The following is a 25,943-nucleotide window of genomic DNA, read 5'->3' as shown; positions in this document are numbered from 1 at the left end:
ATTCGGAACTGGAATTTGTCGCCTTGATGCAAGCGGGGCGATCACGATCTCAAGCGATTTGAAGCAGGAAAATACACAATATGTGCGGCATTATCGGGATTATCGGCAAGGACAGCGTAAGCGAGCGTATTCTTGAAGGCCTCAAGCGCCTTGAATATCGTGGCTATGACAGTGCCGGTATTGCAACGCTGGTCAATGGCGATATTGAGCGCCGTCGTGCAGAAGGAAAGCTGATCAATCTTGCCAATCGTCTGGCAGAAAGCCCGCTTTCGGGCGATGTTGGCATCGGCCACACCCGTTGGGCGACCCATGGTGTCCCGACCGAAAACAACGCCCACCCGCACACCGATGGCAAGGTTGCTGTTGTCCATAACGGCATCATCGAGAACTTCCAGGAAATCAAGGCAGAGCTCACCGCAAAGGGCCGCGTTTTTGCCACCGATACCGACACCGAAGTCGTCGTGCATCTGGTGTCTGATTTCCTTGATCAGGGTAAATCTCCGCGCGATGCGGTTGCCGCGACCCTGCATCGGATTGAAGGTGCCTTTGCACTGGTGATCATGATTTCCGGCCATCATGACGTGATCTTTGGTGCACGTCGTGGCACGCCGCTGGCTGTGGGCCTTGGCGAAGGCGAGATGTATCTGGGGTCGGACGCGATGGCGTTATCGCACCTAACCAACAAGCTGATTTACCTTGAAGAAGGTGACTGGGTTGAAATGACCCGTGACAGCGTTCAGGTCCGCGACGAGAACGATGTTGATGTCACCCGCGAAACCAAATTGTCGGCTGTTTCGGGTGCCATGATGGGCAAGGGCAATTACAATCACTTCATGCAGAAGGAAATCTTCGAGCAGCCTGCAGTGATTGGCGATACGCTTCATGCCTTTATCAATCCGGCGACCCAGACGATCAAGCTTCCCGATATGCCGTTTTCCTTTGCGGATGCGACGCGTCTGACGATTGTTGCCTGTGGCACGTCGTTCTATGCCGGTCTGGTGGCAAAGCACTGGATCGAACGTTATGCCGGGCTTGGCGTTGATGTGGATGTCGCATCCGAGTTCCGCTATCGCTGCCCGCCGCTGCCAAAGGGTGGCGTTGCGCTGTTTATTTCCCAATCCGGTGAGACGCTTGATACCCTGGCCGCCCTTCGCTATGCGAAATCCAAAGGCCAAAAGATCGTTTCCATCGTCAATGTGCCTGAAAGCACGATTGCACGCGAAAGTGACGTTGTGCTTCTGACCTATGCCGGTCCGGAAATCGGTGTGGCATCGACCAAGGCCTTTACCACACAGCTTACGGTTCTGGCCTGCCTTGCCGTCACCATTGGCCGTGAAAACGGCAGTCTTGCCAAGGATGAAGAAGCTGCCATCGTCAATGCCCTGACCGAAGTGCCAAAGCATGCGGCTGAAACGCTGCATCATGATGAGGCGCTCAAAAAACTCGCGCTTGATATCGCTGATGCGCGTGACGTGCTTTATCTCGGACGTGGTCTTGGTTACCCGATCGCGATGGAAGGGGCGCTTAAGCTTAAGGAGATTTCCTATATCCACGCCGAAGGCTATGCCGCGGGTGAAATGAAGCACGGCCCGATTGCCCTGATTGACCAATCCGTTCCGATCATTGTCATTGCGCCGTCGGATGAGTTGTTTGAGAAAACCGCATCGAACATGCAAGAAGCTGCCGCACGTGGTGGTCGCGTGATCTTTATTTCTGACGCACCGGGCTTGGCGAAACTGGGAGACATGGCATCGGCTACGGTTGAACTGCCGAAGGTCGCCGATTTTGTCGCGCCGATCCTCTATACGATCCCGGTTCAAATGCTGGCCTATCACGTGGCTGTGCATAAGGGCACCGATGTGGATCAGCCGCGCAACTTGGCGAAATCAGTCACGGTCGAGTAACGCGACCAAGCTAGAAGTAAAAAGCCGGACGAGATTTCGTCCGGCTTTTTTGTTTGCAAAGGCAAGTCACATCGCATTAGAGCGATTAAACGGGTGATGCGTATCCACATAGTCCGAAAACCGCGCCATGAAGTCTGCGAATTCCGCGCCAAGGTAATGATAGAGCGGGTCGATTGCGACAGTCTCAACCTGAACCGGGATGCGATCAGCGGCGAAGTCACCGCGTTCTATTGCCGATTGGACGTTTGAATCTTCGGCCAGAAAGCGCGTGATCAAGCCGTTATTATAATGATCGATCATGTCGGCGATATGCAGATGCCCGCTTCTCGGTAGACCCATGCGATCAAGGTAATATTCCTGCCAAGCAATACCGATCAGATACCCGATGGGTAAATCAGCTTGTAATTCCGTTCCCGGCACCGCCCACAGGCTTTGCGTTGTTTCAAAAAGCGGTAGTTCAGATCTAACAAATGGCCTTGTATAATGGCTTGATCCAATGGGGGCGCGGAACAGCTCGCCATCAATTTCGCCCTCATTAAAGGCGGTAAAGCCACGGCGTGCGGGAAGCACCACCATCTCGATAGGGCAGCCAAGCTTTTGATAGATGTCGCCAAGAACCTTGGCCGTGGTCGTCGCCATTGTGTTGTTGCTGACCATGCCCAGTCGCTTTGGACAATGCTGTGCTTGCTCGGCAAAAGCCGGACTGAAAATGCCCAGAACCAGAAGCGAAATCAACGAGGTCGCCAGACGCAGAATGTTCATGGTGATGATTGCTGCTTTTACTGCGAAAACAGGTTGTTACGTCCCTAGATAAATTGGCACTGCTTGGGACGGTTACAACGGTCCTACGCCTCAATCACGCGCCAATATTGAAGGTCGCCTCATAACATGCCCTCATGAGCAAACGGCGCATGCGTGATGATATATCGGGACAGTCGTTCCATGAACGGTGCGAATTCCGTTCCAAGGTAATGGTACAACGGACCGGCATTCAGGACCTCAAGCTGGACCGGGACGTTATCCGAACCAAACTCACCATCCCGAATGGCGGCAACGATATTGGTGTCTTCGGCAAGGAAACGGTCAAAAGTCCCGGCATTATAATGGCCGATCATATCGCCAATATCGCGATGACCGCTTTTGGGCAGGTTGTTGCTTTCAAGATACGCTTCCTGCCAAGCAACACCGATGACATAGCCGGTTGGGCCATCTGAATGGCGTTTGCTGCCGGGTTTGACCCAAAGACTATTGGTGATCTCAAACAGCGGCGCTTCCGACTGGACATATGACCGGGTGTAGTTTTTTGCACCGACCGGCAAGCGGTAAAGTTCCCCATCAATGGTGCCGTTATTAAATGCGCTAAAGCCGCGGCGTCCGGGGAGGCTTACGATCTCAATCGGACAACCAAGATTTTGATACACTTCTGCCATTTTTTCGGCTGTTTCCGACGCCAACCTGTCGTCACCCATAATGCCGATGCGTTTGGGGCAGTCACTGCTTTGTTGAGAAAACGCCACGCCCGACAACATTAGAGAGAATGCAAATGTTGCGGCATATACCAATGATACGTCACGGTATGACATTTTCACGACTTTTGGCTGCAATATCAGTTGGTTAGTAGTTGGGAAGATGAGACCTTGTTCACCAGAAATCAAGGCTGATCTTGCTTAAGAATAAAACAGGTTGGGTTAGAACTGCGGTCGTAAACACGCTTGACGTCGTTTCCCGAAACTTCGGGAAATGCGAAGGCGCGATCGTGTTCGAAGAGTGTGAAATGAAAATCATCGTCACGGGTGGTGCCGGATTTATCGGCTCCGCTGTTTGCAGAAGTGTGGCTGGTGTTAAGGGCTACAAGGTCCTTAATATTGACAAGCTGACCTATGCTGCGGATGTGCGAAGCTTGTCATCCATATCGCAACAACCAAATTACCATTTCGCAAAACAGGACATCTGCAACAAAGCTGCGATCAAACAACTTTTTGCAGAGTTCAAACCAGATGCGGTCATGCATCTGGCGGCAGAAAGCCATGTGGACCGCTCAATCGATGGCCCGGCGGAGTTTGTCCAAACCAATATCGTCGGAACTTTCACGTTACTCGAAGTCGCACGCGATTATTTCGAAAGCTTGTCGTCAGAGCAAAAGGGAAGGTTTCGCTTCCATCATATTTCGACCGATGAAGTATACGGCTCATTGGGTGAAGAGGGTTTGTTTACCGAAGAAACGCCTTACGCGCCGCGTTCTCCTTATTCCGCAAGCAAAGCCGGTTCAGATCATTTGGTGTCGGCATGGGGCCATACCTATGGCCTGCCCGTAATTATAAGCAATTGTTCGAACAATTACGGCCCGTTTCAGTTCCCTGAAAAGCTCATTCCACTTGCTATCCTCAACATGCTTCACGGTCGGAAGGTCCCGGTCTATGGCGATGGCTTGAATATCCGTGACTGGCTCTATGTTGAAGATCACGCCAGCGCACTTATTACTATCCTGACCAAAGGAAAAATCGGCGCGAAATACAATGTCGGCGGTAATTCTGAACGCACCAATCTTGGCGTGGTGCGCAGCATCTTTGATGTTTTGTGTGATCTTCGACCCGAAACAGTGCCACGTGATTTCGATGATGTGATTGACCCTGTCGCGGATCGGCCCGGTCATGATCGGCGTTACGCGATTGATCCAACGAAGATGCGAGATGAACTTGGCTGGCAACCAACGCACAGCTTTGAGGACGGCATCCGGCAAACTGTGCAGTGGTATCTCGACAATCGCGACTGGTGGATGCCGATCCTGAAAAACAAGTATTCCGGCGAACGCCTTGGTCAACTGACAGGGGGCGCAGCATGACGCGGATCCTTGTCTTTGGAAAAACCGGTCAGTTGGCGCGATGTCTGGCGGAGGCTGGTCAGGCTTCTCCGGAGTTTGAAATGACCTTTCTTGATCGTGCAGCATGCGATTTGTCGCACCCGGCTTCAGTGGCCGATGTCGTCAATCAGTGGCAACCAGATGCAATCATAAATGCGGCGGCCTATACCGCAGTTGATCAGGCCGAAGCCGACTATCACCTTGCACACACGATTAATGGTGAGGCGGTTGGTCATGTGGCAATTGCCGCACGTGAACTTTCCATCCCGTTGATCCATGTATCGACCGACTATGTGTTCAATGGCGAAGGCTCGGCGCCCTATCAAGAGACCGAGACACCCCGGCCGATCAACGCATATGGCGAAAGCAAGCTGGCAGGTGAAATCGCCATTGGCGAGATCGCCCCTCAGCATGTGATTTTGCGAACATCCTGGGTATACAGCCCATATGGCAAGAACTTCGTGCGCACGATGTTGCGCCTGATGGCCAGCAAGTATGAGCTTAACGTCGTTGATGATCAGATCGGTTGTCCAACAAGTGCCGGTCATCTCGCCGATGCAATACTGCGCATTTTGCCAGACTCACCGGCATCGGATCGCAACGTTACGGGGACCTATCATCTGACATCGCCTGATGCGATGAGTTGGTGCGCGTTCGCACGCCGTATTCAGGTGGCTGCGATCGAAGCATGGGGCACGGATTGGTCAGGTGCGGATTGCAAGATCACACCGGTTGGATCAGATGCATTTCCAACGATTGCAGAACGACCACGTTATTCAGCACTTTCCACCAAACTGTTTTCCGAAACATTCGGGTTTGAATTGCCAAGCGTCGATGAAGGGTTGCGTTCTGTCATCGCGCGCATGAACAGGAGTGATTTCGATGCGTAAGGGAATCATTCTTGCCGGTGGGACCGGAACCAGACTTTATCCGTCAACATTGGTTGTCTCAAAACAGCTTCAGCCGGTTTACGACAAGCCGATGATTTATTACCCGCTAACCACCCTTATGTTGGCCGGGATCAGCGACATATTGATCATAAGTACGCCGCGCGATGTTCCGCTGTTCCAAGACCTTTTGGGCGATGGATCGCAGTGGGGACTAAACCTTCAATATGCGGTGCAGCCAGAACCGCGCGGGTTAGCAGATGCCTTCATTGTTGGCGCTGAGTTTATCGGTGACGATCCGGTATGCCTTATCTTGGGCGATAACATCTACTTCGGGCATGGTCTGACGGAGTTGTTGGGCCGCGCGATGGAACAGCCATCAGGGGCAACCGTTTTTGCCTACTATGTGCAGGACCCGGAAAGATATGGTGTGGTCGAATTTGATCGCGAAGGCATTGCGCTGGATATCGAAGAAAAACCTGCGGTGCCAAAATCCAACTACGTCGTCACAGGGCTTTATTTCTATGATGCGGGTGTGGTGGATGTTGCGAAATCAATCAGGCCATCTGCACGGGGCGAGCTTGAAATCACCGATGTTAACAAGGCTTACCTTGAGCTCGGCCAGCTTCGCGTCGAGAAGATGGGGCGTGGCTATGCTTGGCTTGATACCGGAACACATGGCGCGATGCTCGATGCGGCCAATTTTGTCCGCACAGTCGAAAGCCGCCAAAGCCTTAAGATCGCCTGCCCGGAGGAAATAGCGCTTCGAACCGGCAAAATCACGATTGATCAGTTCGAGGCATTGATCGCAAGTTTCGGTAAGAGTTCCTACAGCAATTATCTAAGAACGGTGCTGCGAACTTATGATCAGCTCTGACGCTTTTAGAATGCGGGATTGGCGCGGTAATCTGCAAAACGCATTCCATCTGCGTCCTTGGCTGATAGCGTAGCGTTATCAGAACTCAGAGGCCAATCAATGCCAAGGTCGGGATCATTCCAGATGATGGTGCGCTCGGCATCCGGTGCGTAAGTGGACGATACTTTGTAGATGACCTCGGTATCTGGTTCGAGGGTCATAAAGCCATGCGCAAAGCCCTTTGGGATGTAGATCTGGTTCCATTCGGTAGCGCTGATTTCTGCTGTAACCCAGCGTCCGAATGTTGGCGATGCTTTTCGGATGTCTAGGGCAACGTCAAGGATACGGCCGCGAACAACCCGGACCAGTTTGGCTTGTGCATGTGGTTCGCACTGAAAATGCAGCCCGCGCACAACACCGGTATCACGTGACAGAGAATGATTGTCCTGAACAAAATCGTGATCAATGCCCAGTGCAGAAAGTGTCGCCTGATTATAGGTTTCCGAGAAGAAACCACGATCATCGCCAAACTTCTTGGGAACGAGAAGTTTCACATCGGGAATTTCGAGTGCTTCAAGCTGCATAAGCAGGCCCTGTTGTATTGTTCTAAGTCGATCGAGTTTCGTGATCACATCAAACTTGGGCATTAGCATGACATCTGTGGCAGGATATTTTGACGCAATGAATGCGAAGCCGAAAGGAAATGCCGCCCGATGAAGTCTGTGTTGCGCCTTGGCAGTTTGATGCTTGGATTGGCTGTGTTGTCCGCCTGTGCCGGGCAGCAACCGAAGATAGCAGATATTGAGACGGCGACGTGTGCAGAGAAGCTTGATTATGCTGCTTTGCGTGTTTCGGAAGCCGATGTTCAAAACGCTGTAGCATCGAGGGTGCCGGGCTATCCGTTTTTGCGGGCCAATCGAAATTCGGTTTTGATGAGCGCGCAGGTTGGTGAGGCGTTAAAGGCTGGGGATGGTTCGGGCGAAAAGCTGTTTGCCGATTGGGTGGCGCAGATGCGGGGGCTGGATCGCGAAGCTCGGTTTGCCGAGATGCGAAACTTGCCTTTGGCACCTTCCGTGACGCTTGCAGCACAGGAAGCTTGTGCGGAGCAGTTGGCGGATGGCTTGAGTATTGAGGATTATGACGATCTCTCGACTGCTGTTTTCGTGCCCGATGACTATCTTGATTTCCAACGCATAGCCGGATTTTACCCACTGACGGCCTTTGCTGCCCATTTCGGCTATGAGGGGTGGAAGCGCGATAACTTGCAGAGTTTTGATCTGTCCATTTCTGATCTTGAGGCGATGGGGGATTGGCAGGTTTATGATTTGTCGCGTGATGCGCTGAATGTTGCTGAGTTTCGGGCGATTGCGCGTAATAGTTTTGGCCGGTTGATGCCAAGCGATGCCGAGCTTTTGGCGTTGGTGCGTTCTTATGCGCCTGAAATCCGCGTGCGCACGGAAAGTGCGAGTGATCGGATCGGGCGTCCGGTTTTGGCGGCACGTAATGCGATATCCAAGGTCGATGTAACTGCACCCACGATGTTCTATCGGTTGGGCCATACCTATCTTGATGGCGCATGGTTGCCGCAGATTACCTATAGCGTTTGGTTCCCGGAGCGTCCGAAACAACGAATGTTTGATATTCTGGCCGGGCATTTCGATGCGCTGGTGTGGCGGGTGACGCTCGATCGGGATGGTTCGGCGATTTTGGCCGACAGCATTCATGGCTGTGGCTGCTATCACATGTTTTTCCCGGGCGAGGGGATGGAGCGTATTGCCGCGCCGGAGGATGGCGATATCCGTGAAACAGCGGAAATGCCAGCCGGGTTGGTTCCGCGCGAGACTCTGGCCAAACCCATCTTGTGGGTGGATGCGATAAGCCATCATTTGTTGAAGGTCTCAGCCCAAGATGAAGTCGGGCATGAGGAAGCAAACATTGCTCTCGATCTTCTGCAGGATCAGACGCTTTATAGCATCGCGCTTGGGGATGGTTCGGGCTATGCCAGCCTTTATGATGAAGATGGTTTTGTGCCCGGTACGGATCGGCTGGAGCGGTTTATCCTGTGGCCGATGGGGATCGAGCGTCCGGGTGCCATGCGCCAATGGGGCCATCATGCCACGGCCTTTGTCGGACGTAGGCATTTTGATGATCCCCTGATGCTGGATCGCTATTTCAAGATTCGCTGAAATCAGGTGATAACGCGAATACCAGCGGTTCCCATTATTTTTCTGTGAAGGGCTTGTGTGGCGCACTGGAAAGTGGTGTGATGCGCACGCCTTAGAGACGGCGATTTTACCCGGCGCGGGACGCGCATAAAATTGGCAGAAATCGTGACATTTCTGCGTCTTTTTTCATCTCCCTATTGACTTTGGATGGGCACTCCAATAAATGCTGTTAGCACTCGCCGGGGGTGAGTGCTAATACGGGCTCATCCCGGTTAGTCTTAGTTATTAACGAGCCTTAGCTTTAACACGGAGTTGTCTAAAATGAAGTTCCGTCCGCTGCATGATCGAGTACTGGTACGTCGTGTCGAGTCCGACACCAAGACTGCCGGTGGCATCATTATTCCGGATACCGCCAAAGAGAAACCGCAGGAAGGCGAAATCGTCGCTGTTGGTTCTGGCGTTCGCAAAGAAGATGGCTCGGTCGTAGCCCTCGACGTCAAAGCAGGTGACAAAGTCCTGTTTGGCAAATGGTCGGGCACCGAAGTCAAGGTCGACGGCGAAGAGCTGTTGATCATGAAAGAATCCGACATCATGGGCATCATGGAATAAGTCAGCCCGTCTGGGTGATTTAAGTCCACGTTCATCCGTCTCATAGAGAGGAAAGAATATTATGGCTGCTAAAGAAGTAAAATTCTCCACCGACGCACGCGCTAAAATGCTGCGCGGTGTCGACATCCTGGCAGATGCTGTCAAGGTGACGCTTGGCCCGAAAGGTCGTAACGTTGTTATCGAGAAGTCCTTCGGCGCTCCGCGCGTAACCAAGGACGGTGTTTCGGTCGCCAAAGAAATCGAACTTTCTGACAAGTTCGAAAACATGGGCGCACAGATGGTTCGCGAAGTCGCGTCGAAAACCGCCGATCTGGCTGGTGACGGCACCACGACCGCAACCGTTCTGGCACAGGCTATCGTTCGTGAAGGCAACAAGTCTGTTGCTGCTGGCATGAACCCGATGGACCTGAAGCGCGGTATCGACCTTGCGACCACCAAAGTGATCGAATCCATCCAGAGCCGTGCACGTAAAGTTGCTGGTCGCGATGAGATCGCACAGGTTGGTAACATCTCTGCAAACGGTGACCGTGAAGTTGGCGACATGATCGCTGAAGCCATGGAAAAAGTTGGCAACGAAGGCGTTATCACCGTTGAGGAAGCCAAAGGCCTGCACACCGAACTCGACGTTGTTGAGGGCATGCAGTTCGACCGTGGTTACCTGTCTCCGTACTTCGTAACCAACCCGGAGAAAATGGTCGCAGAAATGGATGCTCCGTACATCCTGCTCTTCGACAAGAAAATCTCCTCGCTGCAGCCGGTTCTTCCGCTGCTCGAAGCTGTTGTTCAGACCGGCAAGCCGCTTCTGATCATCGCTGAAGACATCGAAGGCGAAGCTCTGGCAACCCTGGTTGTCAACAAGCTGCGCGGTGGTCTGAAAATCGCTGCTGTTAAAGCACCGGGCTTCGGCGACCGTCGTAAAGCAATGCTCGAAGACATCGCCATCCTTACCGGTGGTCAGGTTGTCTCCGAAGATCTCGGCATCAAGCTGGAAAGCGTTACGCTTGACATGCTCGGCACCGCGAAATCTGTCACCATCACCAAAGAAGAAACCACCATCGTTGATGGTGCTGGTGAGAAAGCACAGATCGAAGCACGTGTTGGCCAGATCCGCGCTCAGATCGAAGAAACCACCTCTGATTACGATCGTGAAAAACTGCAGGAACGTCTCGCGAAACTCGCTGGCGGCGTTGCAGTGATCAAAATCGGTGGCGCTTCTGAAATCGAAGTTAAAGAACGCAAAGACCGCGTTGACGATGCTCTGCACGCGACCCGCGCTGCTGTTGAAGAAGGCATCGTTGCTGGTGGTGGTACGGCTCTGCTGTACTCTGTCAAAGCACTCGAAGGTCTCGAAGGTGAAAACCACGACCAGACCATCGGTGTTGACATCGTTCGCCGCGCTCTGCAGGCACCGGTTCGTCAGATTGCACAGAACGCAGGCGTCGACGGCGCTGTTGTTGCTGGCAAACTGCTCGAGCAGGATGACACCGAGTTCGGTTACGACGCTCAGAAGGGCGAATACACCAACCTCGTCAAAGCTGGCATCATCGACCCGGCCAAAGTTGTTCGTACTGCCCTGCAGGACGCAGCATCGGTCGCAGGTCTGCTGATCACCACCGAATGCATGATCGCTGAAAAAGCCGACGAAAAATCGGCTGGCGGCGCACCTGACATGGGTGGCATGGGTGGCATGGGCGGCATGGGTGGCATGGGCTTCTAAGCCTTACCAACCAACCGACCAAGCACTACGAGAAGGGCTCCGCAATCGCGGAGCCCTTTTTGTTTGTATCGGTATGTGGCGCAGTGACGGCCAATGATGCTGGTGCAAGTCGTCGCGGATTATCGCACCAGTTTGAGGTATGCGTGCTTATCCTCTTTGCCATCAGTGATGGGCTCATCGGCCAGGGCGTCAGGGACGATGGTTTCCGCCAGACATGTCTGGTTGCGTCCATTCTGCTTGGCGCGATAAAGCGCATTGTCAGCACGTTTAAGCACATCACGTGGCTGCTCATTACCGATATTGGCCGCAATCCCAAGGCTGATAGTGACGCTGATCTGTTCATTATCAACCCATGCCGGGGCCGTTTCGATGCGCACACGAATGCGTTCGGCCAGGAACAGGGCGGCTTCGTCATCGGTATCGGGCAACAGAATGACGAATTCTTCACCGCCCAGACGGAAGAACAGCTTTTCTTCCTCGTAGCGCAGGGCGGCCATCGCCGTGCTTGTGATGTGTTGAAGAACCACATCGCCGCTATCATGGCCAAAGGTGTCATTGACCCGTTTGAAGTGATCGACATCAAGCATGATCATTGAATAGGACGCATTTATGCGCTGCGCACGGGCATGCAGACGTGCAGCACGGTCATCAAATGCGGTCCGGTTCAAAAGGCCCGTCAGCGGATCGTGGAAGGCCTCGAACTCAAGGTTCATGCTGCGCAGCTTTTGCTGATGAATGTTTTTAAGCAGCCCAATGATGTGGGTCGGATGGCCAGTTTCATCACGCTCGGTCGCAGAGCCGGTATGAAGGAACCATTCCCAGCGATTTTCATCATCGCCGATCTGCATACGTGCTTCGACCTCAAACGCCGGGGTTTCGCCAGCAATATGGGCCTTAAGGGCATGGGTAAAGGCATGACGATCATCGGAATGAATGCGTTCGCGAATGGCGTCATAGCTGATCGGACTGGCATCCCGACTGATTTCAAGCAGTTCATAGAAGTTATGGGAAAAATAGCCACGGTCTTCGGCAACGTTCCAGTCCCAAAGGCCTTGGCCCGCGGTATCGAGCGCAAATTGCAGGCGGTTATCAAGTGACTGACGTTTGCGTTCTGCCGCCTGTTTCATCCTGCGATCAAGGCGGATCTGCAGCAGCAAGAAAACAGCGATGGCAATGATCGTGATTGACGCGATCAGGGCATTGTGAAGGGTCGATTTGTAGTTTTCAAAGAACCGCTCGCTTGCAATCTGCATGAAAACCGTGACCGGCAGGCCCGGCAGGTTTTCACGGGCCAGCACCAGATCATCGTAAATCAGAACTGAATTGGCACTCATCGATTTGGCCGCGTGATAGTTTTCCCAAAGCGTTGTTTCTTCAGCGATGCCGAGCCAATTTGCATCCCGCAAATTTTGCACATATTGGTCGGTATGGATGTTTTGGCTTTGAATGCCGGCAATGCGGACTTTGGCGCCGGTCAGGAATTTCTCAAGCGGGCTGTCCTCATAGGGGCTGCCAACCGCGACCAGAATGATGATCACGCCGGCAAAGCTGCCATCTTCACGCCAGATACCACGTTCTGTTGCAATGTCCGATGGTTTCAGACCAAGCCCCTCGGATGGCAAAAGGGCCGGTTCAATCCATGCATCGCGATGACGGGCAAGAATGGCTTCAATTTGCAGAACTTGCTCGGTGGTGTTTTGAAAAATGAAGCTGTTGGCGATCTCGCCATTGGCATTGATGTGCAAATAGCCCGCGATATCACTGTCATCCTGAACAATTGAGGTCAGTTGGTCTTCAAGATGTTCAGGCAGTTCTTCGCTTGTTGCCATGCGGCGTGCTGCGAGAAGCGCAATGCTGTCGGCCTTGATCAGAATGGCCGACAGATTGTCGGCATAGGTCGAAACCGCGAAGCTTGTTGTATCAATCGCCTTGTCCTGTGCGGAGTGGAACTCGGACATGGTTTGATACACCAGCATCGACAGAACGCCAAACAGCAGCCCAAGCGATAAAAAGATACTGAGGAATTCTTCTCCAAGCAGACGGCGTGAACGATCAAGGATGGTTGATTGGGTGGTCATGGTCTATTTCCTGATCGCTTCGATGACGGCTTGGGTTTCTTCGGAAATACCGATGACATGGGCCATTGAGTGCTGCTGGATTAGCAGTTCGGAACGTTGACGTTCGCGCTCCTCGCTGGTGGGGGCGGAAATCTCGATACCGCGTTCGCGCAGGGTGAAAAGGGATTGGTCCTGATGGCGGACGGCCAACGCACGCCCGTCTTCGATCATGGCTTCCCAGTCTTCTTCGATCTGTGTGCGATGTTGTTCAGGCAGTCGGTTCCAGATGTCGCCTGATATTAGCGGCAAGTAAAACGGATAATAGGAATGGCTGAGAAAGGCGTAATTGATGCCATGATCCCAAAGCGATGCACTGACAACGGTGCTGGTGGTGGTGAGAAGCCCGTCAATTTCTTCGCGATCAAGGGCCTCTGGCACATTGGGCCATGGGATCAGAACCGGGATCGCACCCAAGGCAGACAAACGCAAAGCATTGGCTTCGCCGCCGGGATAACGAATGCGTAAACCCTTGAGGTCGTCAAAGCTTTTGACTTTCTTTTTGCGTGTAAAAATGTGTGCCGGGCCCAAATCCAGCCAGCGGCCGATGACTTTGACGTTCAGTTGCTTTTCAAGCGCGCTTTGCAAGGTACGACCGACGGGGCCATCAACAACCTTGCGTACATCAGCCGCCCCCAACCCCATGAAGCGCGGCAGCAACAGGGCATTTAAATCACTGCTATAGCGGCCCAAATGCCAGATGCCAGGTGCTGCAATGGCAACGCGGCCGCTTGAGACAGCTTCGGCGACATCGCGGTCGCTAAAGGCGCGGGCAGAATGGATGACTTCGAAATTATGTTCGGGGATGTGGCTATTTAGCGCCTCTGCATAATTTTGCAGAACGACAGTTTGAAAGTGGCTTGCGGTGTTTTCTGTGGAAATCTGAATGTCGGCCGCGATGCCCAATGACGGAACCGTCATCAGCGCAGCCGTTAAAACAGCAAGGATCTTTCCAACTTTCATTTCGATAACCCGTTGTGACGGGCGCATCTGCGGGCAGGCGCCAGTTTAGAATCATTCTGCAACGGTTCGAAATTACAGTGGCGCTGGCATAGGCACCTTGACATGAGTCAAAAATACCTATGCCATCGGATAGTATTTCGCATCAAAAGTGTAGTCTGCGTGTTTTAAGCTTATCCAAAGAGCTTTTTAAGCGTTCTTGGCTGACAGCGCAGATATTGCGGGGCTGCCTTGACCTCGGCACCAAGGGTTGCCGCAGCATGCCACGGCCAACGCGGATCATAAAGAATGCCGCGCGCAAGGGCGATCGCATCCGCCTGACCGGTAAAGGTGATGGCTTCTGCCTGTTCGGCCTCGGTGATCAGGCCAACGGCAATGGTGGTCATGCCTGTTTCAGCCTTGATGCGAGCAGCAAACGGCACCTGATAGTTCGGGCCCAGCGGGATTTGCTGATCAATATGCAAACCACCCGATGACACATCGATAAAGTCGCAGCCTTTGGCATTCAGAAGTTTGGCAAGTTCGACACTTTGATCAATGTCCCAGCCATCATCGACCCAATCGGTTGCCGAAATGCGGATGCCGACCGGATAATCGGTACCAACCGCGGAACGGACGGCGTCATAAATCTCAAGCACGATACGGGTGCGGTTTTCAAACGACCCGCCATATTCGTCGTCACGTTTGTTGGCATGTGGCGACAGGAACTGATGCAGCAAATAACCATGTGCCGAATGGATTTCGATGGCATCAAAGCCCAAGCGCACTGAGCGCACAGCACTATCGGCAAAAGCCTGAATGATTTCAGCAATGCGGGATTTTGAAAGGGCTTCGGGGATCGGATCACCGTCGCGGAATGGAACGGCGGACGGACTTACAACCTGCCAGCCATTTTCATGTTCCGGGACCAGGGCATGACCACCCAGCCAGGGCTTTTCACAAGATGCCTTACGCCCGGCATGGGCCAGTTGAATGGCAATTGGCATGTCGGAATGGCTGCGCACGGCGGTCAGGGTTTTGGCAAGGGCAGCTTCGGTTTCATCATCCCAAAGCCCGACATCGCCATATGTAATGCGGCCTTCGGGCTCAACAGCCGTGGCTTCGATAATCAAAAGACCGGAACCCGATTGGGCAAGGTTGCCCAGATGCATGTCATGCCAATGGGTGGTCTTGCCATTATCTGCGGAATACTGACACATCGGTGCGATGACGATGCGATTATCAAGGGTAAGGTTTCCCAGCGAAAGCGGGGTGAAAAGGGTGCTCATATGCGTGTCCTTAAACTCGGAGGGTGGCGGCGATGCGCCAGACAATGGGATGAAGCTAGTCCGAGCTGGGGCAGCGCGCCAGTGCCGTGTTTGACTTTTCCAAAAGATGGAATGCCAACAGACATTTATGCGGGGCAGGGGCAGAAAAAATCAAAAAAATCGCAAAAAAAAATGCATCGACTCACTTGCGGATATTTTCACCTGCTCTATCTCAAGGTCGGAAAGGGACATGGTGTCCCGATACGCGTCAAGGTTGCAGCCTGGTCTGGACTGATGGCGCAAGATTACTCGTCTGTAACGGAGGGTACTATAATGACTGGTCTTCAGACTCTTAATGGATCCGCACGTCGCTTTGCATCTGCACCGACCTATGGTGATCCTTTCACTCAAATTTCCCGTGATGTCGACCGTATGATCGGTTCGCTTTTTGGCGACCGGACCGCATCGGCAAAGGCGCTTGCTGAAAATGGCGAAGCTGCCAAAAACTGGCTAAGCCCGCGTATCGACATTCATGAAACCGAAGATCACATCGAACTGTCTGCCGAACTCCCCGGTGTCGAGCAGGAAGATGTGGATGTGTCTGTCCTTGAAGGTCTTCTGACCATTACGGGTGAAAAGAAATCCACCCGAGAAAGCAACGAAGGTGCCCGCGTGATCGAGCGCAGCTATGGCAGCTTTAAGCGGTCATTCCGCCTCAACGACATTATTGATGCCGACAATATTACGGCATCGTTCAAGAACGGTGTTCTGTTGCTTACTCTCCCCAAGGTGGCAGAACAAAAGCCTGAGCCGCGCAAAATCGCAGTGACTGGCTAACGTTCTTTCTGTCTCTCCTCCCTCGTGAAGCTTCCCCTGATATGACTGACGGGCGGTATATGCCGCCCGTCTTTTTTTGTGCGTGATCTATTGGCCGGGAATCCGGGGCTTATTTGCCCTGATATCCGATGCAATGTTCAATCGGCACATCAAACAGGCCGGTTTCATCAAACCGAGCCAGTGCCTCGGTCCAGGGCGCAAGATCGATATTCTGCGCCTTGATCCAGTCTGGATTGTAATAGGTGTCGCAGTAACGATCTCCGCCATCACAAAGCAGCGTGACAACCGATCCGGTCTGCCCGGCCTTTTTCATTTCCGTGATCAGCGACAAGGTCGCGATCAGGTTGGTGCCGGTCGAGCCGCCACAACGGCGGCCAAGATGCTTGTTCAGATAATGAAGGGCAGCAAAGCTTGCGGCGTCGGGAACGCGATACATCCGGTCAACCACGGTCGGGTTGAAGCTGGGCTCCACACGCGGGCGACCAATGCCTTCAACACGTGATCCCTTGTCCCCGGTAACCGAACAGTCGCCAGTTTCATAACCGGTATAGAAGACCGAGTTTTCCGGATCAGCCACGCACAGCTCGCAGCCCTGACCCAGAATACGGCCATAACGGATGTAACGGCCAATGGTCGATGATGTGCCGCCGGTGCCCGCACCAACAACCACCCAACGCGGAACCGGATGGGCTTCGCGTTTGAGCTGATCAAAGATGCTTTCGGCGATGTTGTTATTGCCGCGCCAGTCGGTTGCGCGTTCGGCATAGGTGAATTGGTCCATGTAATGGCCGTTCAGCTCACGTGCGAGACGCTGGGACTCATCGTAAATCTGACCGCTGTGATCCACCAGATGGCTTTCACCGCCATAAAAGGCGATCTGATCAATCTTTTGCTGGGATGTGGATTTTGGCATCACGGCGATAAAGCGCAGGCCAAGCAGGCGGGCGAAATAGGCCTCGGACACTGCGGTCGAGCCGCTTGATGCCTCGATAATCGGGGTGTCCCTGGTGATCCAGCCATTGCACAGACCATACAGGAACAGGGAACGCGCCAGCCGGTGCTTGAGACTCCCGGACGGGTGGGTGGATTCATCTTTCAGATACAGCCCAATTCCATCAAGCTTCGGCAAATCAAGCCGGATCAGATGGGTATCTGCGGAACGGTTAAAATCGGCTTCGATGATGCTGATGGCATCAGCCACCCATTGGCGGTCATATGTCATGAAACGTCCTGACATCTGTTTGAATTATCGTTGGCATTCCGGGCGTCATCCCGTGATGGGCACCTGTTTAGGGGAATATAATACAAAAAACTATCGTAAAATTGTGTCGATACATTTGCCACCCAACCACGCATCGCGACTGAATTTTAAGAGATTGGGCTTGCTAACACTTTTTTCAAAGCTAACCTTTAAGATACAAGCTTCGCGATTCTTCTGAGCTTACTGGATGGCCCAAGATCATGGCTAACGACGACAAAGATGGTTTCACCGTCCGCATGGGCGCATCGGAAATCGGTGCGGCATATGACGTACCTGTGCGTGTCTCTACGGTGATTGGCAAAAGCCAGATCCAGGTCGCGCAATTGATGCGCCTGACCCGTGGTGCCGTGCTTGAGCTTGACCGTCGCGTGGGCGAGCCGGTTGATATCTACGTCAATAACCGCCTGGTCGCGCGTGGCGAACTTGTCGTTGTGGATGAGAACCTTGGCGTGACGATCACCGAAGTCGTTAAGACCGGCACGATCATCGAAACCCACCACTAATCTATTTACTGTCGTTTACAGCTCGACGGGACTGACATTTGTGTTTTGGTCGCGGGCTTTCTTGCTGATTTCGCGGGCAAGGGCGACAAAGGCCTTGTGACCTGCTGATTGATTTCGGCGTCCGGGATAATAAAGGCAAAGCTCGGACAGCGGTTGGGTCCAGTCTTCAAGAACCCGGATCAGCCTGCCTGATTTTATGTCGGCAATGACGTCGCGTTCCATGAAACATCCAATCCCAATGCCTTCAAGAACTGCGGCACGCGCCAGACTAGCCTCGTCAAGTGTGATGGGACCCGTGACATCAATCTGTGCAGTGTCGCCTTCTTTTTCAAAGCGCCATCTGAAAATCGCACCATCGGGTAACCGGACCCTGATGCAATCATGATTTAACAGGTCAGGTGGCACGATGGGTTTGGCGTGCTGGGCAAAGTATTTCGGCGCGGCGACGATGGCATATCGTTGTGCCTTGCCCAGGGATACGGCAATCATGTCGCTGGGGATTAAGGGGGCGACGCGCGCGCCAAAGTCAAATCCCTCGGCAACGATGTCGACCAAGCGTCCCTCAGTGACAAGATCGACCTGCATGTCGGGAAATCGACGAAGGTACTCAAACACCAGCGGCGAGATAACTTCGCGTGCAGCAAACGGCGCGGCATTGATGCGAATGGTCCCGGACGGCGTTTCACGTTGAGAACGGACAACATCCAAGGCGCCGTGGATGTCCTTAAGGGCTGGACCGACTTGTTCTACAAACAGTTTACCTGCTTCTGAGAGCGAAACACTGCGCGTTGTGCGGTTAAACAGGCGCACACCAAGACCAGCTTCGAGTTTGCTGATCGCGTGGCTGAGGGCCGTGGTGGAAACACCCATGTCAATCGCCGCCGCGCGAAACGTTCCGCGTCTGGATATCGCAATGACCGCTTCCAGATCATTTAGTACTAAGCGTTCCATTGTCCCGATTTTTTCATCAACACATGAAGAACTATCCGAATTGTTTGTATAATAAAACGGGCTTATCTGTCGATATACAAGTTACTCGACAGGAGATTGACGATGGATATGCCAGAAATTCTCAGCGCCTATTTCGCGGCCGATAAGGGAAAAGATCCAAGCGTATTAAGCAACGTGTTCGCAAGCGATGCCATAGTCCATGACGAGGGACAAGATCACGTTGGCGCGGACGCCATACGCGACTGGTGGCTGGCGGCAAAAGCAAAATACAACCATGTTGCCGAACCGATTGATGTGCACCAAGCAGGCGACGAAACTGTTGTTCGGGCAAAGGTCAGTGGGCAGTTCCCCAACAGCCCGATCGAGCTTCGCTATTTCTTTGTGATCAAAGAAGGCAAGGTTGCCGAAATGGGGGTGAAGTGATGACTGATTTCCTGAACATGGATGGAAAGCGCATCCTCATAACCGGCGGTACCAAGGGTGCTGGTTTCGCAACATTCAAGCTTTTGCGTGCGTTGGGTGCCGAGGTTCTGACAACAGCTCGCACCCGACCCGAAGCATTTCCGGAAAGCGCCTTTGTCGCGGCTGATCTTATGACCGTCGAAGGATGCGAAGCTGTTGCCAAAGCAGTACAAGAACAGCTTGGGGGCTTGGATGTCATTATTCACATGCTGGGTGGTTCATCGGCGCCTGCGGGCGGGTTCTCTGTCCTGTCAGACACTGATTGGCAGAACGAGCTTGACCTGAACCTGTTTCCAGCGGTGCGGTTGGATCGGCTGCTTGTCCCCGGGATGATCAAACGGGGGCAGGGCGTTGTTGTGCATGTGACGTCGATCCAAAGGGAACTCCCATTACCTGAATTGACAACAGCCTATGCCGCAGCAAAAGCAGCACTGTCCACATACAGCAAAGCTTTGTCCAAGGAAGTCTCCCCAAAAGGTGTGCGTGTAATGCGCGTTTCCCCGGGATGGATCGAAACAGAAGCTGCTGTTCGCTTTACCAAGCGCTTGGCCGAAGATGCCGGAACGGACTATGACGGCGGCAAGAAGATCGTTATGGACTCGCTTGGCGGTATTCCGCTTGGACGACCAGCCAAGCCAGAAGAAGTCGCAAACCTGATCGCCTTTATGGCATCAGATCGCGCCAGCGCCATCACGGGTACGGAATATGTGATCGACGGTGGAACTGTTCCCACCGTTTAGCTGCGCACTCAACGGATGCCACTGGACTACCAGTTCAGCGCATTTTGATAAATCACGTCACGAAGCTGCTTGGTCTTCATGTTCAATTCAGCAAGGTCTTCTGGTTGTTGGCCTGATGCCTGCAACAGGGCAGCTCCGAGGCAACCCGCCTGATCTCGGAGCGCAAGCCCCTCGGCAGTGAGTGAAATAAGAACCTGGCGTTCATTTTCCGGGTTCCGGTCACGCTGAACCATACCGGCAGTCTCAAGCCGTTTGAGGAGTGGTGTCAGTGTACTTGATTCCAAAGCCAGTCGATCGGCCAGTTGGCCAACACTTTGGGTGTCTTTCTGCCACAGAACATTAAGAACCAGATATTGCGGATATGTCAGTCCAAGCTTTGACAATAGCGGTTTGTAAAGCCGCTGGATCGCAATGCCAGCTGTATAGATCGCAAAGCATAACTGGTCATCAAGGGGGACTGGCGGGTTGGGTTCGCTGGACACTGTGGGCTCCGTCTTCGTGTGCGGTACTGTATATTCTCGAGATAATATATATCGCGATAAATAATTTCTGGACAAGCCGGTTGGTTGAGAATATTTGTTATTGCAATAAATGTTATCGCGATAAGTAAATGAGTTTTTCGAAATCAGGCATCGTCTCCGTTGAGCAGATCAACCCATGCCACAGACCGAAAGAGGATTAGGACAATGAAAACCGGCTTACAGAAATTTGCACTCGCCACATCAATGATCATGTCGTTTCTGACTGCAAACCTTGCAAAGGCAGATGATGCCGCAGCAAGCAGTGGCGCAATTCGCAACGTTGTACTTGTTCATGGCGCGTTTGCGGATGGCACCGGGTGGCGAGATGTTTACAGTGACCTGACTGCGCGCGGTTACAATGTAACCATCGTGCAGAACCCGCTGACATCTTTGGAAGACGACGTTGCTGCGACAAAACGTGCGCTTGATCTTCAGGATGGCGCAACCGTGCTTGTTGGTCACTCGTGGGGTGGCACTGTCATTACCGAGGCAGGTGTCGATCCAAAAGTAGAGGCGCTTGTCTATGTTGCAGCACTTGCCCCGGATGCAGGGGAAAGTACCGGTCAGCTTTATACGAACTACTCAATCCCGGCTGAGTTTGTTCTTGATATTCGCGCTGATGGCTACGGCTTTGTCGCCCCGGCAAAATTTAAGGAAGGGTTTGCTGCTGATGTCAGCGATGCCGACGCGGCATTCATGGCAGCCTCGCAGGTACCGATCAATATGTCTGCCTTTGACACGAAACTTCAACACGCAGCATGGCGGACAAAGCCAAGCTGGGCAATCTATGGCACAGAGGATAAGGCATTCGAGCAAAGCATGCTTGACTGGATGGCTGAACGCATTAACGCAAAGGTGACCAAGGTATCAGCCAGTCACGCCATCTTCATGAGCCAGTCGGCTGCGGTTGCCGAAACCATTCACCAAGCGGCTGTCGCTGCGGCCAAATAACCCCCGACGCCAAGAAGGGCGGGTTTGTTGCTGAGCGATAGACTTGCCCTTCTTGGCACAAAGGATCATCTGCCGTGTGGGTCAGAATTTATTCGATCATATGACCTTCGCTGGCAAAACGCTTATCGACGCGTTTGACCTCATCGGCACTCAGGCGCTTTTCAAGGGTGAGTACGGCCTTTGCCGCATCCATTGGTTCGGCTTCTTCGGCGCCATCAGGCAGGGTGATCGGGCCAAGGGCCGCGCGACGGAGCCAGTAATAGGCATCTTCAAAGCTTTGCTGTACACCCCAGCCCCGTTCGATCATGGCGCCATACATGAATTGGGCGGCATGCATGTTGGCCTTGGCAGCGATTTCGAAATAGTGCGCGGCTTCGATGAAGTTCTGGCGCGCACCACGTCCATGAAAATATTGCGCACCGATCAGATAGGCCGCGTTGCTGTTGTTTGGATTGATCCTAAGTGCACGTTTGAAATAGTCGGTCGCGCGAAACTGATCATTGGCAAGGCCCCGGCCGTTGAAATACATCAGGCCAAGATAATAGGTGGCATTGCCATGATTGGCGCGCGCGGCCTGTCCAAACCATTTGGCGGCTTCGCGGTAATCAGGCGATCCGACATTTCCCCGATAATATAAAAGTCCCAGCGCATATTGCGCATGCGGGTCGTCATTGAGCGCAGCTGTTTGCCAATGTGACAGGGCGGTTTTGTATTGGCCCGACTGATAGGCGCGATAGCCAGCCTGGTAATCCTCGCTCATGCGGGCGGCGTTGGTGGACTGGATGCTGGCAATGGAAAGGGTGCAGGCAAGGCAAAGGGCAAGAAGGCAGGACTTCACGGCACGACCCATCAGGATTTTGTTTTAAACAGCGGGACGACCTTGCGTGCGCGTTTTTCAATCGCTTCAAGCACCTTGGAAAGTTCCGAGCTTTGCTTGATGCGTTCCCCACTATGCAGGGCCAAAAACAGCCCGGCATTTTTATGTTCGGGGCCGAGTTTTATGACCGTGAAAACCGGTGTTTCGTGGGTCGATCGAAAGATGGAAAACATCGCCATGCCATCAAGGTGATCAATGGCGTAATCACGCCAGGCACCACTTGCGACTTGTTGGGAATAGATATTCATGAGCCGCATCAGTTCAGTCCGGTCAAAATGAACAAAGCTTTTGGCTTTGCGGTATTTCGCCAAATCGAACAGTGTTCCCATAGGACCTCCGGCAGTGTGACGGCGGGTTGCGGGTTCCCCGATGAAGGGAAAATGACAACCATATGACACGGTACCGTGGATTGACGCTGGCCTCAAGTTTCAATGGGCAAAAACGGGATCGAAATCCCAAAGCAATGAATGCGTCTTAAAGGCTGCGTGAGCGGGTCGGCGGCCAGTCGACGGTTTGCGAGCCGGTGTTATACGGATCGGGCGTGCGATAGCAGCTGACGGCGGCAAGCGTGCGATAGCAATAAAGCGGGGTTTCGGGCACCGGATCCTTTTTGCAGTATGATTTGCCATCAATCTTGCGAATGGTCGAACAATCCTGCCCGGTCGAAAGCGATACGGCATGGTCAATCAGGGTTTTGTCCGTATTGATGATGCTGATCACGTCAAAGGCCAGATACCACTCACCACCCGTGAACAGGTTGGTGCCTGCAATGTCGGACATGGTTGTACTGCACCCGGAAACGCCGGTTCCCAGCAGGGCCGCAAACAATCCGGCAAGGATGGGCTGTCGGATAACGCGTTTGGCGTCATGGCGGCTATGTACAATTTGACGACGTTTCATGGTGGTCTCCGTCCAGCCACCGGGCAATTTTGACCGATGACATTGTGAAATCTGTTCCCTTGGTCCCTATCAAAGCAAGGCCTGTGCCGGATTGAACGGTGATGTGTGCCTTGTTGCGATATGGACCTTGTTGTCGTTATTTTCAGCCTGTTTTGCGTTTGAAGTCCCGTATTCGAACCACCGGGTTTATCAAACCTGCCTGGGTCAGAATGGGCTTTAAACCTTTCAAACCGGTTTAAACGGCGGATTGGCCCCGTTTGGCAGGCAATTCTTTCCCCATCGGGGCCGGGGATTAATGGCCTTGCCTGAATTGGGCCACAAGTTGGCGATATTGACGGGAATAGTGCGATGTTTGCACCCGCGTTTTGGCGCAGAAATCGGGGGCGAGGCAAAATATTGCGGTGAAAGGTGCGATTGGTGTCGAGCAGACTTGACCCTATGCCCGCTGGCGCGTTAAATCCTTGCCAGAATTAATTCAGATAAGCGGGCAGGTTGCCCGCTTTATTGTGACCGGATTGGAGCCGTTTTCGTGGTTGATATTTTCCAGGAAGTCGAAGAAGACCTGAAGCGTGAACGCAGTGAAGAACTGTGGCGCAAATACGGGAAATACGTGATCGGCGTTGCTGCTGCGATCGTGTTGGGTGTGGCAGGTCGTGAAGGCTGGAAAACCTATGAAACCAGCACCAGCATCGAAAACGGAACCCGTCTTGCCAATGCTGTTGAGCTGGCACAGGCTGGTGAAGATAAACAGGACGCAGCCCTTGAGGCGCTTGATGCGATCATCGCAGAAGGCAATGCCGGTTTTGTCGCCCTTGGCCATTTCCAGAAAGCTGCGGTTTATCTGCGTTCGGGGGCAAACCCGTCGGCAATCGCCGAGCTTGAAGCTGTTGTTGGCAATGCAGACATCGATCAGGTTTATCGTGATCTGGCCGTTGTCGAAATCGCGATGAACAGCGCGACTGAAAGCAATGCCAAAGACCTGATCACGCGTCTGGAGCCGATCGCGGTTCCGGAAAATGCCTGGTATTACTCGGCACGTGAAATGATCGCACTGCTTCATGTTGCTGCCGGTGAAATTGATGCGGCCAAACCGCTTCTGACCGAAATTGCGGATGACAGCGAAGCACCGTCTGGCATGCGTGCACGTGCAAGTGAAATTCTCAAGGCCGTTGGTGCCTAATCAAACACGGGAATGGATTGGTCGGTAAACGACCAACAAAGCGTGATCTTGAAGCAGGGGAAACGGTTTTGACCAAACGCGGTATTAAGTCAGTTCTGTACGCTGTGGGCCTAACAAGCCTTCTTGCGGGATGCACGGGTTGGTTCGGTGCACCAGAAGACCCGCCGCTTCCGGGCGAGCGTATTTCGGTTCTGGCCCTTAAAAGCACGGTTCAGGCAGATGTTGATCTGAGCGATCAGCGCGTGATCCTGCCGGAACCTGAAGTCATGGCGGACTGGCCGCAAAATGGCGGTTTCCCAAGCCACGCCTTGCATCACGTTGCCCTTGCCAATGATGTTCTTGAACAGGACTGGTCGATTGATATCGGCGAAGGGTCGATGGATGACAATCTTCTGCTTAACCAGGCGATTGTTGCCCGTGGGGTGATCTTTACCATCGATGCCGCGGCCGAAGTCCGCGCCTTTGCCGCAAATACCGGCAAGGAAATCTGGTCGCTTGAACTGGCACCGGAAGATGAAGAAGACAGCACGCTTTTGGGCGGTGGTCTGGCCTATGAAGGCGGGATCATTTATGCGACCACCGGCTTTGCCGAGATCATTGCAATTGATGCCGCCAGTGCCACGGTGATGTGGCGCGAACAGGTCAGCGCACCGATGCGGTCCGCACCGACCGTTCGTGGTGGCCGTGTCTTTGCCATCACCATCGATAACCAGACGATTGCGCTTAATGCCCTTACCGGTGAAAGCCTTTGGAGCCATCGTGGCGCATCCGAAGGTGCATCCTTTATCGGGGGTGCCAGCCCGGCGGTTGATCAGGGTGTTGTGATTTCGGCCTATTCGACCGGCGAGCTTTATGCCCTTCGTGTTGAGAACGGTCAGATGATCTGGTCCGATGCACTGGCGTCTGCTGGCCGTACCGATGCGGTGTCGGCGATTGCCGATATCCGTGGTCTTCCGGTCATTGATAATGATCTGGTGATTGCGACGAGCAACTCCGGTTTGACCGTGGCAATTGACCTTCGCACCGGGTTCCGCGTCTGGGAACTTGAGGCGGGTGGCATCCAATCCCCATGGGTGGCCGGCGATTACGTATACCTGCTAAGCAATACAAATGACCTGATTGCCTTGCGTCGGCAGACAGGACAGGTTAAATGGGTGACGGTTCTGCCACGTTTTGTCGATCCCGAAGACCATGAAGAACCGATTGTCTGGACAGGTCCGGTACTGGTCGGTGACAGGTTGATCGTAGGTAACGAGCAGGGCGAAGTGATGACTGTTTCCCCTTATAGCGGTGACATTCTTGGCAAGGATGAAGTATCCGGGCCGATTACGCTGCCGCCATCTGTTGCCGGTGACAGCCTTTACTTCCTGACTGCGGATGCCGATCTAATCGCATATCGCTGATCAGTTAGAACAGAATTTTAGGCAAGGTTACCTTGCAG

At 53.2% G+C, this 25,943-nt stretch carries 26 protein-coding genes; 14 read left to right on the top strand and 12 right to left on the bottom strand.

The features are described from left to right. Nucleotides 1–80: 80 nt before the first annotated feature. On the top strand, nt 81–1,904 hold the full coding sequence (gene glmS / locus ACMZ66_RS06505; RefSeq protein WP_416935580.1) for a glutamine--fructose-6-phosphate transaminase (isomerizing): 1,824 nt from the start codon (nt 81–83) through the stop codon (nt 1,902–1,904). A gap of 66 nt (nt 1,905–1,970) precedes the next feature. On the opposite strand, the gene ACMZ66_RS06500 is transcribed toward glmS, so the two are convergent. Both ACMZ66_RS06500 and ACMZ66_RS06495 read right to left on the bottom strand, forming a co-directional pair. Beyond that, nucleotides 1,971–2,666: a hypothetical protein gene (locus ACMZ66_RS06500; RefSeq protein WP_416935578.1), complete on the bottom strand. Its 696-nt coding sequence runs from the start codon at nt 2,664–2,666 to the stop codon at nt 1,971–1,973. A gap of 119 nt (nt 2,667–2,785) precedes the next feature. After that, nucleotides 2,786–3,334 carry a hypothetical protein gene (locus tag ACMZ66_RS06495; protein WP_416935576.1) on the bottom strand — a complete coding sequence of 183 codons (549 nt, stop codon included), beginning with the start codon at nt 3,332–3,334 and terminating at the stop codon, nt 2,786–2,788. Between the two features lie 344 nt (nt 3,335–3,678). Here ACMZ66_RS06495 and rfbB point away from each other — a divergent pair, with 344 nt between their 5' ends. Genes rfbB through rfbA form a run of 3 tightly spaced genes read left to right on the top strand, consistent with a single transcriptional unit; the run spans nt 3,679 to nt 6,528 of the window. Next, nucleotides 3,679–4,746, top strand: a complete 1,068-nt coding sequence (rfbB, locus tag ACMZ66_RS06490; RefSeq protein WP_416935574.1) for a dTDP-glucose 4,6-dehydratase — start codon at nt 3,679–3,681, stop codon at nt 4,744–4,746. Then, the gene (gene rfbD / locus ACMZ66_RS06485) at nt 4,743–5,654 is read left to right on the top strand and encodes a dTDP-4-dehydrorhamnose reductase (RefSeq protein WP_416935572.1); all 912 of its coding nucleotides are present in this window, start codon (nt 4,743–4,745) and stop codon (nt 5,652–5,654) included. The genes rfbB and rfbD overlap by 4 nt, the downstream gene beginning before the upstream one ends. Next, nucleotides 5,647–6,528 carry a glucose-1-phosphate thymidylyltransferase RfbA gene (gene rfbA / locus ACMZ66_RS06480; RefSeq protein ID WP_416935570.1) on the top strand — a complete coding sequence of 294 codons (882 nt, stop codon included), beginning with the start codon at nt 5,647–5,649 and terminating at the stop codon, nt 6,526–6,528. The genes rfbD and rfbA overlap by 8 nt, the downstream gene beginning before the upstream one ends. 5 nt (nt 6,529–6,533) lie before the next feature. Here the strand turns inward: rfbA and rfbC are convergent, their stop codons facing one another. Continuing rightward, nucleotides 6,534–7,091, bottom strand: coding sequence for a dTDP-4-dehydrorhamnose 3,5-epimerase (gene rfbC, locus ACMZ66_RS06475; protein ID WP_416935636.1), 558 nt, complete (start codon nt 7,089–7,091; stop codon nt 6,534–6,536). Between the two features lie 129 nt (nt 7,092–7,220). Between rfbC and ACMZ66_RS06470 the strand changes: the two genes are divergently transcribed. From ACMZ66_RS06470 to groL, 3 genes are all read left to right on the top strand, one after another. Further along, complete coding sequence (locus ACMZ66_RS06470) at nt 7,221–8,693, top strand: hypothetical protein (RefSeq protein ID WP_416935568.1); 1,473 nt, start codon at nt 7,221–7,223, stop codon at nt 8,691–8,693. A gap of 300 nt (nt 8,694–8,993) precedes the next feature. Continuing rightward, on the top strand, nt 8,994–9,281 hold the full coding sequence (gene groES / locus ACMZ66_RS06465; RefSeq protein WP_181846458.1) for a co-chaperone GroES: 288 nt from the start codon (nt 8,994–8,996) through the stop codon (nt 9,279–9,281). 61 nt (nt 9,282–9,342) lie between these two features. After that, nucleotides 9,343–10,998 carry a chaperonin GroEL gene (gene groL / locus ACMZ66_RS06460; RefSeq protein WP_416935565.1) on the top strand — a complete coding sequence of 552 codons (1,656 nt, stop codon included), beginning with the start codon at nt 9,343–9,345 and terminating at the stop codon, nt 10,996–10,998. Between the two features lie 119 nt (nt 10,999–11,117). Here groL and ACMZ66_RS06455 read toward each other — a convergent pair whose 3' ends face one another. The 3 genes from ACMZ66_RS06455 to ACMZ66_RS06445 all read right to left on the bottom strand — a co-directional run bounded on the left by ACMZ66_RS06455 (nt 11,118) and on the right by ACMZ66_RS06445 (nt 15,340). Then, entirely contained in the window at nt 11,118–13,076 is a 1,959-nt protein-coding gene (locus ACMZ66_RS06455; protein WP_416935563.1) for a GGDEF domain-containing protein, read from the bottom strand. Between the two features lie 3 nt (nt 13,077–13,079). Next, nucleotides 13,080–14,075, bottom strand: coding sequence for a TRAP transporter substrate-binding protein DctP (dctP, locus tag ACMZ66_RS06450; protein ID WP_416935561.1), 996 nt, complete (start codon nt 14,073–14,075; stop codon nt 13,080–13,082). Nucleotides 14,076–14,245: 170 nt separating this feature from the next. Next, nucleotides 14,246–15,340 (bottom strand): NADH:flavin oxidoreductase/NADH oxidase, encoded by a 1,095-nt coding sequence (locus tag ACMZ66_RS06445; protein ID WP_416935559.1) that lies wholly within the window; start codon nt 15,338–15,340, stop codon nt 14,246–14,248. Nucleotides 15,341–15,652: 312 nt separating this feature from the next. Here ACMZ66_RS06445 and ACMZ66_RS06440 point away from each other — a divergent pair, with 312 nt between their 5' ends. Next, nucleotides 15,653–16,156: an Hsp20/alpha crystallin family protein gene (locus ACMZ66_RS06440; protein WP_416935557.1), complete on the top strand. Its 504-nt coding sequence runs from the start codon at nt 15,653–15,655 to the stop codon at nt 16,154–16,156. A gap of 109 nt (nt 16,157–16,265) precedes the next feature. Here ACMZ66_RS06440 and ACMZ66_RS06435 read toward each other — a convergent pair whose 3' ends face one another. Then, nucleotides 16,266–17,378 carry a PLP-dependent cysteine synthase family protein gene (locus ACMZ66_RS06435; RefSeq protein WP_416935555.1) on the bottom strand — a complete coding sequence of 371 codons (1,113 nt, stop codon included), beginning with the start codon at nt 17,376–17,378 and terminating at the stop codon, nt 16,266–16,268. A 239-nt stretch (nt 17,379–17,617) separates the two neighbouring features. Between ACMZ66_RS06435 and fliN the strand changes: the two genes are divergently transcribed. Then, nucleotides 17,618–17,920, top strand: a complete 303-nt coding sequence (gene fliN / locus ACMZ66_RS06430) for a flagellar motor switch protein FliN (RefSeq protein ID WP_416935553.1) — start codon at nt 17,618–17,620, stop codon at nt 17,918–17,920. A gap of 15 nt (nt 17,921–17,935) precedes the next feature. On the opposite strand, the gene ACMZ66_RS06425 is transcribed toward fliN, so the two are convergent. Next, nucleotides 17,936–18,871: a LysR family transcriptional regulator gene (locus ACMZ66_RS06425; RefSeq protein WP_416935551.1), complete on the bottom strand. Its 936-nt coding sequence runs from the start codon at nt 18,869–18,871 to the stop codon at nt 17,936–17,938. A 102-nt stretch (nt 18,872–18,973) separates the two neighbouring features. On the opposite strand from ACMZ66_RS06425, the gene ACMZ66_RS06420 reads away from it, so the two are divergent. Next, the gene (locus ACMZ66_RS06420; RefSeq protein ID WP_416935549.1) at nt 18,974–19,294 is read left to right on the top strand and encodes a nuclear transport factor 2 family protein; all 321 of its coding nucleotides are present in this window, start codon (nt 18,974–18,976) and stop codon (nt 19,292–19,294) included. Beyond that, the gene (locus tag ACMZ66_RS06415) at nt 19,294–20,073 is read left to right on the top strand and encodes an SDR family oxidoreductase (RefSeq protein WP_416935547.1); all 780 of its coding nucleotides are present in this window, start codon (nt 19,294–19,296) and stop codon (nt 20,071–20,073) included. The genes ACMZ66_RS06420 and ACMZ66_RS06415 overlap by 1 nt, the downstream gene beginning before the upstream one ends. 26 nt (nt 20,074–20,099) lie before the next feature. Here ACMZ66_RS06415 and ACMZ66_RS06410 read toward each other — a convergent pair whose 3' ends face one another. Continuing rightward, nucleotides 20,100–20,555, bottom strand: a complete 456-nt coding sequence (locus tag ACMZ66_RS06410; protein ID WP_416935545.1) for a MarR family winged helix-turn-helix transcriptional regulator — start codon at nt 20,553–20,555, stop codon at nt 20,100–20,102. A 204-nt stretch (nt 20,556–20,759) separates the two neighbouring features. Between ACMZ66_RS06410 and ACMZ66_RS06405 the strand changes: the two genes are divergently transcribed. Then, nucleotides 20,760–21,545 (top strand): alpha/beta fold hydrolase, encoded by a 786-nt coding sequence (locus tag ACMZ66_RS06405; protein WP_416935543.1) that lies wholly within the window; start codon nt 20,760–20,762, stop codon nt 21,543–21,545. Between the two features lie 88 nt (nt 21,546–21,633). On the opposite strand, the gene ACMZ66_RS06400 is transcribed toward ACMZ66_RS06405, so the two are convergent. The 3 genes from ACMZ66_RS06400 to ACMZ66_RS06390 all read right to left on the bottom strand — a co-directional run bounded on the left by ACMZ66_RS06400 (nt 21,634) and on the right by ACMZ66_RS06390 (nt 23,322). Beyond that, a complete protein-coding gene (locus tag ACMZ66_RS06400; RefSeq protein ID WP_416935541.1) occupies nt 21,634–22,383 on the bottom strand; it encodes a tetratricopeptide repeat protein in 750 nt (249 codons plus the stop codon). 11 nt (nt 22,384–22,394) lie between these two features. After that, nucleotides 22,395–22,751 carry a DUF2794 domain-containing protein gene (locus ACMZ66_RS06395; RefSeq protein WP_416935539.1) on the bottom strand — a complete coding sequence of 119 codons (357 nt, stop codon included), beginning with the start codon at nt 22,749–22,751 and terminating at the stop codon, nt 22,395–22,397. 145 nt (nt 22,752–22,896) lie between these two features. Then, nucleotides 22,897–23,322: a hypothetical protein gene (locus tag ACMZ66_RS06390; RefSeq protein WP_416935537.1), complete on the bottom strand. Its 426-nt coding sequence runs from the start codon at nt 23,320–23,322 to the stop codon at nt 22,897–22,899. A 529-nt stretch (nt 23,323–23,851) separates the two neighbouring features. On the opposite strand from ACMZ66_RS06390, the gene ACMZ66_RS06385 reads away from it, so the two are divergent. Next, a complete protein-coding gene (locus ACMZ66_RS06385; RefSeq protein ID WP_416935535.1) occupies nt 23,852–24,502 on the top strand; it encodes a tetratricopeptide repeat protein in 651 nt (216 codons plus the stop codon). A 68-nt stretch (nt 24,503–24,570) separates the two neighbouring features. Then, nucleotides 24,571–25,905: a PQQ-binding-like beta-propeller repeat protein gene (locus tag ACMZ66_RS06380; protein WP_416935533.1), complete on the top strand. Its 1,335-nt coding sequence runs from the start codon at nt 24,571–24,573 to the stop codon at nt 25,903–25,905. Nucleotides 25,906–25,943 lie beyond the last annotated feature (38 nt).

The sequence above is a fragment of the Thalassospira sp. genome (genome assembly GCF_048059015.1).
Taxonomy (GTDB): Bacteria; Pseudomonadota; Alphaproteobacteria; order Rhodospirillales; family Thalassospiraceae; genus Thalassospira.
The sequence above is the reverse complement of the archived record's forward strand: the minus strand, read 5'-3'. Positions and strand labels throughout refer to the sequence as shown.